This is a genomic window from Tabrizicola sp. BL-A-41-H6 (assembly GCF_050632395.1).
GTDB lineage: Bacteria > Pseudomonadota > Alphaproteobacteria > Rhodobacterales > Rhodobacteraceae > JAUYQR01.
Map to the genome: position 1 here is coordinate 2,959,123 of NZ_CP192600.1, position 13,072 is coordinate 2,972,194.

10 protein-coding genes and 1 tRNA gene are annotated in these 13,072 nt (G+C 65.9%); 3 read left to right on the plus strand and 8 right to left on the minus strand.

Annotation, left to right across the window (positions count from 1 at the left end):
- Positions 1 to 163 precede the first annotated feature (163 nt).
- From tig to ACROUL_RS14500, 6 genes are all read right to left on the minus strand, one after another.
- Positions 164 to 1,498 (minus strand): trigger factor, encoded by a 1,335-nt coding sequence (tig, locus tag ACROUL_RS14475; protein ID WP_431300164.1) that lies wholly within the window; start codon positions 1,496 to 1,498, stop codon positions 164 to 166.
- Between the two features lie 183 nt (positions 1,499 to 1,681).
- Positions 1,682 to 1,766: transfer RNA gene (locus ACROUL_RS14480), tRNA-Leu, on the minus strand.
- A 126-nt stretch (positions 1,767 to 1,892) separates the two neighbouring features.
- Positions 1,893 to 3,410, minus strand: coding sequence for a tripartite tricarboxylate transporter permease (locus tag ACROUL_RS14485; RefSeq protein WP_305569719.1), 1,518 nt, complete (start codon positions 3,408 to 3,410; stop codon positions 1,893 to 1,895).
- A 1-nt stretch (position 3,411) separates the two neighbouring features.
- Positions 3,412 to 3,903 carry a tripartite tricarboxylate transporter TctB family protein gene (locus ACROUL_RS14490; RefSeq protein ID WP_431300165.1) on the minus strand — a complete coding sequence of 164 codons (492 nt, stop codon included), beginning with the start codon at positions 3,901 to 3,903 and terminating at the stop codon, positions 3,412 to 3,414.
- Positions 3,900 to 4,844, minus strand: coding sequence for a Bug family tripartite tricarboxylate transporter substrate binding protein (locus ACROUL_RS14495; protein ID WP_431300166.1), 945 nt, complete (start codon positions 4,842 to 4,844; stop codon positions 3,900 to 3,902). Before ACROUL_RS14495 ends, ACROUL_RS14490 begins: the two co-directional genes overlap by 4 nt.
- Positions 4,845 to 4,958: 114 nt before the next feature.
- Positions 4,959 to 6,005 (minus strand): ABC transporter substrate-binding protein, encoded by a 1,047-nt coding sequence (locus ACROUL_RS14500; protein ID WP_431300167.1) that lies wholly within the window; start codon positions 6,003 to 6,005, stop codon positions 4,959 to 4,961.
- A 78-nt stretch (positions 6,006 to 6,083) separates the two neighbouring features.
- Here ACROUL_RS14500 and ACROUL_RS14505 point away from each other — a divergent pair, with 78 nt between their 5' ends.
- Positions 6,084 to 6,761 carry a response regulator gene (locus ACROUL_RS14505; RefSeq protein ID WP_431300168.1) on the plus strand — a complete coding sequence of 226 codons (678 nt, stop codon included), beginning with the start codon at positions 6,084 to 6,086 and terminating at the stop codon, positions 6,759 to 6,761.
- Positions 6,758 to 8,137, plus strand: a complete 1,380-nt coding sequence (locus ACROUL_RS14510; RefSeq protein ID WP_431300169.1) for a sensor histidine kinase N-terminal domain-containing protein — start codon at positions 6,758 to 6,760, stop codon at positions 8,135 to 8,137. The genes ACROUL_RS14505 and ACROUL_RS14510 overlap by 4 nt, the downstream gene beginning before the upstream one ends.
- Before the next feature lie 23 nt (positions 8,138 to 8,160).
- On the opposite strand, the gene ACROUL_RS14515 is transcribed toward ACROUL_RS14510, so the two are convergent.
- Positions 8,161 to 8,598 (minus strand): response regulator, encoded by a 438-nt coding sequence (locus ACROUL_RS14515; protein WP_431300170.1) that lies wholly within the window; start codon positions 8,596 to 8,598, stop codon positions 8,161 to 8,163.
- Between the two features lie 88 nt (positions 8,599 to 8,686).
- Positions 8,687 to 11,779, minus strand: a complete 3,093-nt coding sequence (locus ACROUL_RS14520) for a PAS domain S-box protein (protein ID WP_431300171.1) — start codon at positions 11,777 to 11,779, stop codon at positions 8,687 to 8,689.
- Between the two features lie 324 nt (positions 11,780 to 12,103).
- On the opposite strand from ACROUL_RS14520, the gene ACROUL_RS14525 reads away from it, so the two are divergent.
- Positions 12,104 to 13,009, plus strand: coding sequence for a 1-acyl-sn-glycerol-3-phosphate acyltransferase (locus ACROUL_RS14525; protein WP_431300172.1), 906 nt, complete (start codon positions 12,104 to 12,106; stop codon positions 13,007 to 13,009).
- Positions 13,010 to 13,072: the final 63 nt, after the last annotated feature.

A 13,072-nucleotide genomic window follows, 5' to 3' on the forward strand; every position in this document is an offset into this window, starting at 1 on the left:
GGGCCGTCTTTGGCACGCCTTTACGGAACCGCCGGCTGCCATACACCTGCCATACGTGTGCCAGACGCTTTGCAGACCGGGTTTTCCGCCCCCGATACGGTCATCGGCAAAAGAAAAGGGCCGCACCTTCCGGCGCGGCCCCAACACCAGATGTGGTGGCGGATCAGATTTCGTCCAGCGCCTCGATGGCCTTCTGGAGGTCTTCCTTCGAAACGGTCTTCTCGTTCACCTTCGCCAGACCAACGATGTGGTCGACAACCTTGTCCTCGAACAACGGCGCGCGCAGTTGCTGCTGCATCTGCGGGTTCTTCTGCACGAATTCGAAGAACTGGCGTTCCTGCCCCGGATACTGGCGCGCGGCGGCCAGAACGGCCTGCGTCATCTCGGCGTCGGTCACGGTCACTTCGGCCTTGCGGCCGATCTCGGCCAGCAGCAGGCCCAGACGCACCCGGCGCTCGGCCAGCGACTTGTGCTCGTCCGTGGTCTCGATGGCACCGTGGTTGTGGCCGTGATCGTCGGGATGCTCTTCGTGGTAAAGCTGGTGGGCGATCTGCCCAGCCTCGGCGTCCACCAGGTTTGCCGGCAGGTCGAACTTCACCATGCCGTCCAGCTGGTCCAGCAGCGCGCGCTTCATAACCGACCGGGCAGCGCCCTTGTATTCCGCCTCAAGCCGCTCGGCGATCTGTGCCTTGAGTGCGGCCAGATCCTCGGCGCCGTATTTCTTGGCCAACTCGTCGTTCACTTCGGCGGGCTTCGGTTCCTTGACGGCTTTCACCGTGCAGGCAAAGACCGCAGCCTTGCCGGCCAGATGCTTGGCACCGTAAGCCTCCGGGAACGTCACGTTCACCGAAACCTCGTCGCCGACCTTGGCACCCACAAGCTGCGCTTCAAAGCCCGGAATGAACGAGTTCGATCCCAGCACCAGCGGATAATCCTCGCCCGAACCGCCCTCGAACAGCTCACCATCAACCGAACCCTTGAAGTCGATCACGACCTGATCGCCGTCCTTGGCCTTGGCGCCCTTCTTGCGGTCGTCAAACGACTGCGCGGTTGACGCCAGGTTCGCCAGCGCCTCGTCGACCGACTTTTCGTCAGCCTTCACTACCAGACGGTCCAGCTTGATTTTGCCCGCGTCGATTTCCGGGATCGGCGGCAGCGCGTCATAGGTCATCTCGACCACGACATCCTGCCCCTCTTTCCACGCATCGCCGCCCACCATCTTGACGTCAGGCTGCATCGCCGGACGGTCGCCGGTCGCGTCGAAATGGCCCTTCATCGCGCCATCGATCGCGTCCTGCATCGCATCACCCATCAGGCGCGTGCCGAACTGCTTTTTCAGGATCGCCAGCGGCACCTTGCCCTTGCGGAACCCCTTGATCTCGACGTCAGGCTGCGCTTCGAGAAGCTTTTCATGAACCTTGGCGTCCAGTTCGGCAGCCGTCACCGTGATGGTGTAGCCGCGCTTAAGGCCGTCTTTCAGGGTCTCGGTGACCAGCATTCGGGGATATCCTTCCTCAACCTTCAGGGCGCTTTCGCGCAATAGACATACGACGCCAAGCCGGAACCTGGCGCAACTTTGCGGGCCTTCTAGCAAAGCTTTCACGGCGACGTAAGGGGTAATTCAGTCGCTCGCAAGCCGGGTGCGAAACTCAGTCGCAATAGCCCGGAAATCGCGTTTCGATGGTGCGGGTGGAGGGACTTGAACCCCCACGCCTTGCGGCGCCAGAACCTAAATCTGGTGCGTCTGCCAATTTCGCCACACCCGCATCCTCCCAGCACGCCCGCGATCACCGCCAGCCGCACTCGGCAGCGCCGTCTTTAGCAAGAACCGAAGCCGGGGGCGAGGGGTCAATTGCATGGATCAGCTCTGTCCTCGCCCGCCTGACCCCGCCTCAATCCTCATCCTTGCCGATCTGCGCCAGCACCGCGCCCCGCCCGCGCAACCGCAGCAGGAACGGCACTACCAACGCCGCCACAGCAACCGCCAACAGCCCCGCCGCCACCGGTGTGCTCACCAGCGTCGTCCAATCCCCCTGCGAGATCGACAAGGCCCGGCGCAACTGCTGTTCTGCCATCGGCCCCAGGATCAATCCCACCACGACAGGCGCAATCGGATACCCGTAAAGCCTCATCAGGTACCCCATCACCCCGAAGATCAGCAGCATCGACAGCTCCACTGGCGACGGGTTCACCCCGATCGTGCCAAGCGTCGCAAACAGCAGGATGCCCGCATAAAGCCACGGCCGCGGGATCATCAAAAGCTTCACCCACAGCCGGATCAGCGGCAGGTTCAGAACCAGAAGCATCACGTTGGCGATCAGCAGGCTGGCGATCAGCCCCCACACCAGTTGCGGCGAGGTGGCGAACAAAAGCGGCCCCGGCTGCAACCCGAACTGCTGGAACCCCGCCAGCATGATCGCCGCGGTGGCCGTTGTCGGCAGACCCAGTGTCAACAGCGGCACCAGCGTCCCTGCGGCAGCCGCGTTGTTGGCAGCCTCCGGCCCCGCCACGCCTTCGATGGCACCGTGGCCAAACTGTTCCGGGTGCTTGGTGAACCGCTTTTCCGCCCCATAGGACAGGAAACTTGCGATATCCGCGCCCCCTGCCGGCATTGCGCCAATCGGAAACCCGATCGCCGTGCCGCGCAGCCAAGGCTTCCAAGACCGCCGCCAATCCTCGCGTGTCATGGCGACCGATCCCTTGATCGCATGGATCTTGTCCTGATTGGCTGCCCCCTGCGCCGCCACGAACAACGCCTCGCCCACCGCGAACATCGCCACGGCAAGCGTCGTCACCTCGATCCCGTCTAGAAGCTGCGGCACCCCGAACGACAACCGCGCCTGCCCGGTCAGCCCGTCAATCCCCACCAGCGCCAGTGCCAGCCCCACGAACAGCGAGGTCAACCCCTTCAGCGTGCTGTCGCCGAACGCCGCCGACACCGTGACAAAGGCCAGCACCATCAGCGCAAAGTATTCTCGTGGCCCGAACACGAAGGCCAGCTTCACGATCTGCGGTGCCAGAAACGCCAGCGCCAGCGTCGCCAGCAGCCCCGCAACGAACGACCCGATCGCCGCCGTTGCCAAGGCCGGCCCGCCGCGCCCCGCACGGGCCATCTTGTTGCCCTCAAGCGCCGTCACGATCGAGGCACTTTCCCCCGGCGTGTTCAAAAGAATCGAGGTCGTCGAACCGCCATACATCCCGCCATAATAGATGCCCGCGAACATGATCAGCGACCCGGCCGGATCAAGCCCGTAGGTCACCGGCAGCAACAGCGCCACCGTCAACGCCGGCCCGATGCCGGGCAGCACGCCAACCGCCGTGCCCAGCGTCACGCCAACCAGCGCGTAAAACAGGATCATCGGCTCCATCGCCGTCGCAAGACCCTGAAGCAGGAAATCGAAGGTGGTCATCTCAGCCTCCGAAGATCAGGGTTTCCGGCACTCCGGCAGGCAGGTTCAGCTGCAAAAGCTGGTCGAAAACGCCATAGACGATCAGGGCAAAGATGATGCCGATCGGCAGCGTCACCACCACCCTCGTCTTGCCGAACGCGGCCGCCGTAGATGCGAACAACAGCCCAGAGGCAATCGAAAACCCCAGCGGTTTCAACAGGATCAACTGCAACGCCAACCCGCCCACGATCAGCAGTATCGGCACCGGCTGCTGGCGCGGCAGCGGGGGTTCGGCATTGCGCAGTCCCTTGACCACATGCCCAGCCGCCAGCAGCACCAGCCCCGCGCCGACGAACACCGGCAAATCGCCCGACCCGATGCCGGCATAGCCGCCCTTGTCGGGAATGGCGCGGCCTTGCCAGATCAACAGCCCGCCCAGCGCCGCCAGAACCGCCGCGATGATGAACGCCGCCCCATCGGGGCGACGTCCGGTTGCGTTCAGGATCTTGGTCATTTGACCAGACCGATATCCTTCAGGATCGTCGTCGTCGCGTCGATCTCCTTGGCCAGTTGCGCGTCGAAATCGGCACCCGACAGGTAGGTGTTGGCCCATCCCTTCGCGTCCAGCGTCGCCTTCCATCCGGCCGAGTTGACCAGCTTGTCGATGTCGGCCGTGACCGCCGCCTTCTGCTCGTCCGACAGGCCCGGTGCAGCCGCGACCATGCGCCAGTTCTGCACGTTCACGTCATAGCCAGATTCCATCAGCGTCGGCGCATCGGTTCCCGGCCACTTCTCGGCGGTCGATACCGCCAGCATCCGCATCGTGCCAGCCTCGACCTGCGGCAGGAACTCGCCCACGCCGGAAATGCCCGCCGTCACCTGATTCCCCAGAATGGCCGCCAGCGCCTCGCCACCGCCGGAAAAGGCGACATAGTTGATCTTGGTCGGATCAATGCCTGCCGCCTTGGCCAGCAGGCCCACCGTGATGTGGTCGACGCCACCCGCCGAACCGCCAGCCCACGAGACAGCCCCCGGATCTGCCTTCATCATCTCGACCAGTTCGTTGATGGTCTGGATCGGGCTCGATGCAGCCACCGCGATCCCCACCGCTTCGCCGGTCAGGCGCGCGATCGGCGTCACATCGGCCAGCGAAACCGGCGACTCGTTGGTCAGGATCGCGCCCACCATCACGTAGCCGCCAACGATCAGCTGGTTCGGATCGCCCGCAGCGCTTGACACGAACTGCGCCAGACCAACCGTGCCGCCCGCACCCGGCACGTTCTGCACCTGGACCGACCCCGAGATGCCCTCGGCCTGCATGACCTCCTGCATCGCCCGCGCGGTGCTGTCCCAGCCGCCACCGGGGGCAGCGGGGGCAATGATCGTATAGTCGGCCGCAACGGCCGGCAGCGCCATCGCCGTGGCAAAAACTGCGCTCAAAAGCGTGTGTTTCATCTAGGTTCTCCTCCCAGGGCACGGCAACCCGTGCCGGTTTACGACAGGCGGCACCTCCTCGTGCCGTCCCTGGGGAAAAGTTCACCACACTAACCTGTCAACAACCTGACAGGCCTAAGGTCGCCCAATCGCCTCGCGCCACAGCCGCACCAACCGCTGCCGCTTGGCCTGATCCAGATAGACCAGCACACCGGGGCTGACCGGAACCGGGCGCAACTGATCGCCCAGCGCCGCCTGCATCGCAGCACCGCTGTTGTCGCCCGAAACCTCCAGGCTGACCGACGGCAGGCGCAGCTTTTCCGACAGCAGCGTCTGGCCCTCCGCGCTCATCAGAAAAGCCAGGAACGCCGTGCCGTTCTCGGGCGTCGCAGCCGCCCTCGGCACCAGCGCCACGCGCGAAATGACGACCGTGTAATCGCGCAGCAGCACCATCCCCAACTCGGGCGCCAGCCTGCCCTGCTCGGCCGCATACGACCCAAGGATGTTGTAGCCGATCAGCAGCCGCCCGTCCGCCACCCGGTCGATGATGTCCTGACTGGTCGGAAAGGTCTGCAACCCCGCATCCGCCATCCGGCCCAGCACCGACCAGATGTCGGGAAAATGCTCGGCGTCGCGCGCAAGGAACAGATACCCCACCGCCGACTGCTCGATGTCATAGGTGCCGATCTTGCCCTCTGGCGCACTCTCCAGCCATTCGACAAGGTCCAGCCGCGACTGTGGCGGCCCGTCCGGAAAGGCCGGCTTGTGATAGACCAGCACAGCCGGCTCGAACGTCATCGCAAAGGCGGTGTCCTGCCACTTCGCCCACGCGGGCCAATCTTGCGCGCCCGGCACCACGACGGGCTGCGCATAACCGTCATTGGCCAGCTTCAGTTGCAGGTCCATCGCGGCGGAAAACACGAAATCCGCCGTCTCGGTGCCAGCATCCGTCTCGGCGATCACCCGCGCGGCAATCTCGCCGCCCAGCAGGTCTTCATAGCGCACCGCCACCTCCGGGCGCTGCGCCTGGAACGCCTCGATCAAGGGCGCCGCCAACCGGCTGTCCAGCGTGGAATAGATCACCAGCCGCTGCGCCTCGTTTCCCGGTGCGGCAAACTCCACCACCTCGGCACCGGCCGGTCCCGCCAAACCCGCGCACAGAAGGATCGACCGTAGCAGCATCCCCCAACTTTGCCTCAGGAGAACACCGTTCACAACGCCCTGCATTGCCCCTAACCTGCCCGTCGGGGGGAGGGACCGATGCGGATACTGCTGGTAGAAGACGATCTTCCCCTGGCCGAGGCGCTGGTGTCGCTCCTCGTGTCGTCAGGCTACGCGGTCGACTGCGTGCATGATGGCGAAGGTGCACGGACCCTCGCCGCCGCCGAACAGTTCGACCTCGTGATCCTTGATCTGAACCTGCCGCACCTCGATGGGCTGGCAGTCCTGCGCGCCATGCGCACCACTGGAAATCAGGCAGCCGTGATGATCCTTACCGCCCGCGGCGCGGCGGAAGACCGGGTGCGCGGCCTTGATCTTGGTGCCGACGACTACATGGCCAAACCCTTCGACATCCGCGAATTCGAAGCCCGCGTCCGCTCGCTCCTGCGCCGTCAGGCGGGCTTGCGTTCCGCCACCGTGTCACTGGGTCCGGTCACGCTCGACCTGACCACCCGCCAGTTTTCCGCCTTCGGGCAAGACCTTGACCTGCCGCCCCGCGAACGCGCGCTTCTGGAACTCCTCCTCACCCGCGCCGGCCGCGTCGTCGGCAAGGAGGCGATCGTCCAGTCGCTCACCTCGCTCGAAGACATGCTCTCCGACAACGCGATCGAACAGTACATCTCCCGCCTACGCCGCCGTCTGGCCCCCTTCGGGCTGTCGCTGCGCACCGTGCGCGGCATCGGCTACCTTCTTGAAAAGCCGTCCGACCCGGCATGAAACCCTATTCGCTCCGCCGTCGCCTGCTTCTGTGGCTCCTCCTCGCCACCGCCCTCCTTGGCCTCGTGGCACTGCTCGATACCTGGCGCGAGGCGCTGCGCACCGCTCAAAGCGTGTCCGACCGCGTGCTCGTCGGCTCCGCCCTCGCCATCGCCGAACGGGTGACCGTCGACCAGTTCGGCGGGCTCGAGGTCGACATCCCCTTCTCTTCGCTCGAAATGCTGACCTCCACCGCGCAGGACAAGGTGTTCTACCGCGTGGATGGCCCGGTCGGCAGCTTCCTGACCGGCTACCCCGATCTCGCCGTGACCGCAGACACGCCGGGCGGCATCGCCTTCACCGATGGCACCTACCGCTCCGTCGATATCCGCAGCGCCACCCTGACGCGCGAAGTGTCGACCGGCGCCCGCTCCATCCCCTTCAGCGTCACGGTCGCCGAATCCACCCGCGCCCGCGCCGCCCTCGCCCGCGCTATCCTCGTCCGCTCCGCCCTGCGGCTCGGCCTGCTGATCCTTGGCGTGGCAGTCATCGTCTGGGTCGCCGTCACCGTCGCCCTGCGCCCGCTTGAACGGCTGGGCGAGGCCATCGCAGAACGCTCGCCCGGCGATCTGCGCCCCGTCACCGCTGACACCCCCGAAGAGGTCGAGGCGCTGGTCAACGCCATCAACTCCTTCATGGCCCGCCTTGGCACCGCGCTGGACGGGCTGCGCAACTTTACCGGCAACGCCAGCCACCAGTTGCGCACTCCGCTTGCCGTGGTGCGCACCCAGCTTGCGCTGCTTGACCGCAGCGCCGCCCCCGGCCCGGTGACCGACGCGAGCGCCAAGGCCCGCACTGCCCTCGAACGGGCCGAGCGGGTTCTAGCGCAACTTCTGGTCCTGGCCCGAGTCGATGCCAGCAGCGGCGCCGCCGTCCTTGCCCCCGTCGATGTGGTGGCCGTCGCCAAGGGCGTCACCGCCGAACTGGTCCCGGCCGCCCTACAAAACGACATCGACCTTGGCTTTGAGGGTGCTGGAACCGCGCTCGCCACCGCCGACAAGGTGCTGCTTGCCGAACTTTTGAACAACCTCTTGACCAACGCGATCACCTATGCCGGGCACGGCGCCATCGTCACCGTGCGCGTCACCAACACCCCCGTCACGGTGGAAGTGGAAGACAACGGCCCCGGCCTGACCGCCGCCCAGATGGATCAGGCGCGGCAAACCCGGCACGGCATCGCCCGACCGCTGCCGTCGCTGCACAAGGGCGCCGCAACCGGTATGGGGCTGGGCCTCGCCATCGCTGCGGAAATTTCGGCACTGTTCGGTGCCACGATCAGCTTTGACCAGGCCCGCAGCGGATCGGGCCTTCTGGTGCGGATCACCTTTCCAACCTGATCCCCGCGCCAATCCGCGGGCGATCACACAGGCCGATGACGCCGCCCATCGGTCGTCCCCAGCAGGGCCTTGATTTCTGGAATTGTTGGATCGGTATCAATCCCGTCCAGCGCGTCGGCCACCGCAGCCAACAGATCAGCTTCCGTGTATGGCTTCAGCAACCATCCGGCCGGTTGCGCCGGGCTTGCCCGCATCACGTTCGCGTCGTCCCGGCTGCCGGTGGTAAACACCGCCGGGATGCCAAGCTCTGCCCGCAACGCCAGCGCAAGGTCGATGCCATCCCGGGCCGAGGCGATCCGCACGTCCAGTACCGCAAGGTCCGGCTGCTCCTTGCGCGCCAGCGCGATGCCGGATTCAAACGTGCTTGCCATGCCAACGATGGTATGCCCCGCATCAACAAGGGCATCGTTTGCCACCAGTGCGATAAGGAATTCGTCCTCCACGATCAGAATGCGCGCCATGATTGATCCTGCAATGCTCCCATGTGGGAACTCGCGTTCCCGCTGTTGGTTCCATTCACGTTGCGGCACCGGGCAACGCGCCGCGCAGTCACTCCCCCTCCTCGCCGAAGATACCGGCCAGCGGCACGTCAATGCACCACCGCAACCCTTCACGGCGAAACTCCAGCGCTGCCTCCCCGCCCAACTCGTGCGCAAGCCCCCGCTCGATCAACCGCGACCCGAAGCCCTTCTGCGTTGGCAGCGCCACCGGTGGTCCGTCCCGCTCCTCCCACGACAGATGCAACCTGTCGTCCGCGACGCCCCAGCTGATCACGACCCGCCCCGCCTCGTTCGACAGCGCCCCGTATTTGACCGCATTGGTCGCCAGTTCGTGAAACGCCATCGCCAGTGACAGTGCCGCCCTCGGGCGCATCCTCACACTCGGCCCCGCCAGCACAAAGCGTTCCGACCGCGACCCGTCGATCGCAAAGGGCCGCAAGGCCTCGCGCAGAACATCGGTCAGGTCGGCGCTGCCCCAGGCCTGCCGCGTCAACAGGTCATGCGACCGCGACAGGGCCATCACCCGCGTCTCGATCGCCTCGCGCACCCGCACCGGCACATCCTCGCCGCGCAGCGCCTGCGACACGATGGATTGCACGGTCGCCAGCGTGTTCTTCACCCGGTGGTTCAACTCGCCGATCAACATCTGCAACCGCTCTGCGTTTTCCTTTTCGACGCGGATGTCGCGCGCCTCGATGATCGTGCCGATGGACTGTGCCTCGGCGTTGCGGATCGGACTTGCGTTATAGGCCACCGGGTAGAAATGCCCGTCCTTGTGGACAAAGGTTTCTTCGCCCGCAGTTTGCCGGTTGTCGGGATAGGCCCGGTCGATGGCGCAGTCTTCCAGCGCAAACCGGCTTCCGTCCGGGCGCGAATGGTGAATCACATCGTGCAATGGGCGGCCGGTGGTCTCCTCGAACGTGTAACCCGTCAGCGCCTCGGCAGCGGCGTTCATGTAGACGCAGTGCTGCCGACCGTCCATCATGAAGACTGCCATCCGCGTGTTGTCCAGAACTGCATTCAGCCGCCGTTCGCTGCGCGCCAACTCGTCCAGCGCGGCGCGCCGCGCGGTATCGTCGCGCAGCGTCAGCACGCCGCCCATGAACCGGCCGTCGTCGGTATAGACCGGTCGCGCGCTGCCGATGGCCACCACATCCTTTCCGTCAGGCCGCCGGATCAGCCAATGCTCGTCGATCACGGTTTCCTTACGCCCGACCGCCCGCGCCAAGGGCAGCGCACCGGCCGGGTAAGGCTCGCCCTCCAGCGTGAACAGGTTATACACCGTCGAGAATTCGTCCGGCGAAATGTCGACCGCGTTCACCCCGTGAATCCGTGCCGCCGCCTCGTTGACAAAGGTGATCCGCCCGGTGTCGTCGGTCACGATCACACCCTCGGTCAGCTGGCCCAGAATGGCCGTCCGCTCCGCCGCCAGCGCCTGCATCCGACGCGACGCCTGCAGCAGCGCCGCCTCGTCGCGCTTGCGCCGGGTGACATCCACGACAAACCCGAAAAAGCCGTCCACCCTGCCGCTTGCAGTGATGTTCGGGATGTATTCCGCCTCGACATGACGCTGAGAGCCGTCCCTGTAGGGTATAACCGCGTCAAACCGCACAAGTTCGCCCGCAGCCACCCGGTCCACCATCGGCCCCACCGTCTTCAGCGCCGCATCGCCCAGAACCTCACCGACATGCTTCCCAACGATTTCGGCCCGTGGCAGCCCGAACCACTCCTCATAGGCACGGTTGACGAACCGGTAATGCCCGTCACTCCCGACATGGGAAATCAACGCAGGCGCCGCATCGGCCACCAGTTGCAGCCGCCGCTCGTTTTCGGCCGCAACCGCCTCGGCGCGCTTCAACCCCGTCACGTCAAAGACCGCGCCGCTGAACACCCGGTTCGCATCCACCGTGCCACGCGCCAGACACCACCGCGTCGACCCGTCCGGCAGCACCACACGGTATTCGTCCTCGTAGCGCGTTTCCCCCGCCTGCAGTGCCGCCATCTTGGCCATCACCGCATCGCGGTCATCGGGATGCACCCGTTCCAGATAATCGGCCTCGCTGCTGTCGACGCCGGCATCAAGCCCGAACAGCATCGCTATCCCGGCGTCAGAGCGGATCTTGCCGCCTGGCATCTGCCAGATGAAGGTGCCGGCCCCCGCCGTGGTCAGCAGGCTTTGCAGCCGGGTATGCGCGATCTGCAGCGCCTCGGTCCGCTCCAGCACCCGCTCTTCCAGATGCGCCTTGGCTGCCATCAGGTCCAGCCGCGACCGCCGCTCCCGCCCGGTGGTGCGCAACCCAAGCGCCGTCAGAACGCCAAACGCCGCCAGCGCCACCACCGCGATCAGCCCCGTCACCAGCGCCCTAAGCCGCCACGGCGCCAGAACCATGTCCAACGGGCGCGACACGCTGATCCGCACCGGATACTTGCCAAGGTCGCGCACGACCTGCAACTGCCGCCCCGCTTCGGCAGCCATCGCGTCCACCGTGGCCCGGCCGGGCTCGGTCTGCGGCCATTCGGCCAGCCGCACGCCATCCAGCCGCGACAGGACCATCCGCGCACCCTCGCCCGGCCCTGCTTGCGCATAAAGGTCCGAGAAATACGCGCTGGGCACCCCTGCCGCCACGACACCCAAGAACGTGTTGTCCTCGCCATATATGCCGCGGCTCAGGGTAAAGCGCTGCTCGCCGCTGCGCTCCTCGGTTGACAGAGGGCCAATGTAAAGCCCGGCCATCCCGTTCCGATGCGCCTGGAAATACTCGCGGTCCGCGTAAGACCCGGTCGATTTCGGCGGGTGGCCCCAGCTTTCCACCAGCGTCGTGCCCGCCTCGTCCAGCACCCAGATCGAGGTGATCTGGTCACTGTCGCCGCGCAGCCGCGCGATCTGGCGAAACAGCGCCTCAAGCGCTGCCGGATCGTCGCGATCCACGTCCTCGGCCATGGCGACGCCGCCCAGCAACACCGCTTCACCCGCCTCGAAGGCACGTCCGGCGTGCTGCTCCAGCAACAGCGCGGTCGATTGCAACTGCCGCTCGGCAAGGTCGATCGTCGCGTTGCGGTCGCGGTAGATCCCGACACCCCAGGCCGACACCGTCGCCACTGAAAACAAAGCCAGCGCTGACCACCAGAATTTCCGCTGCATCAGCGCGACCGACTGCCCGCCGCGTCACACGATCGCGCCGCCGTAGTTCCGGCCCCACACCGGCCATCTTCCCGCATCCGCAACCCCCTCGCTTCGCGGCCGTCCCATGCCATTCGCCCCTGGCATGTCGGCTGGCCGTACCCGACCCAAGGTCGAACGCAGATCGCTGCGTTTGGTTCCCGCCGCCTGTCATCCAGCCTTGATCCCGCCGTCGTCGCAGCGTCACAAAAACCGGCTATCCCGACGGCGTCACCCGATACCCGCAACACCCCGCCCCGCCGATTGCCCCGATCCCGGAGCGCCCCCAAAAACCGCGAGGCACTGATGCTGACCGACACGCTGTCCTTCGACCAGGCACCGATCTCGCCCGATGTGACATTCACCTACGCCCACCCCGGCCAATCGCTGTTTCGCCGCGCGATGATCCGCACGCTGGAACTGGCCAGCGGCCAGCCGCACCTCCGCCGCCTCTACCTTGACTGGGCGCTTTGCGACAAACGCCCCGGCGAGGCGGTGTTCGCCGCGGCCCTTCGCAAACTGGCCATCACGCCCCAGATCACCTCGAGAACGCCGCTTGACCGGCTGCCGTCGCAAGGTGGCCTCCTCATCGTCGCGAACCATCCGTTCGGCGTGGTCGACGGACTCTGCCTCGGCCACCTCGGCCTTCATCTTCGCGGCAACGTCCGCATCCTGACCAACAGCCTGCTTTGCCGGGTGCCCGAGGTGGACCCCTACCTGCTGCCCGTCGATTTCTCCGGCACGGCGCAAGCGCGGCGCTTGACCGCCGAAACCCGGCGCCAGGCATCGGCGCTTCTGGCCGCCGGCAAGGTCGTGGCGATCTTCCCCGCAGGGGGCGTTGCCACGGCCAACAAGCCGCTTGGTGGTCGCGCGGTCGATGCAGCGTGGCATCCCTTCGTCGGGCGGCTGGCCACCATTCCCGGCGTCACCACCCTGCCCGTGCACTTTGCCGGGCAGAACTCGCGGCTGTTCCAGATTGCCAGCCACACATCCTATGCCTTGCGGGTAGCGCTGATCTTCCACGAAACCCGGCGCCGCATCGCGCAGCCTGCACACATGACCGTCGGCTCTCCGATTGCAGCACTCGCCCTGCGCCACCTGGACCGCGACAGCGTTGCCGCCACCCTCCGCCGCCATTGTATGGCGCTGGCCAGCCCGACACTTCCCGATCCCGACGAAACCTACATCTGGCCACGCCACATCCGCGCCTGACGTCACAGAAGTTTCACGCCGCTTTGGGCGCAGTGTCACACGCCGACTCTAGACACAGCCTCA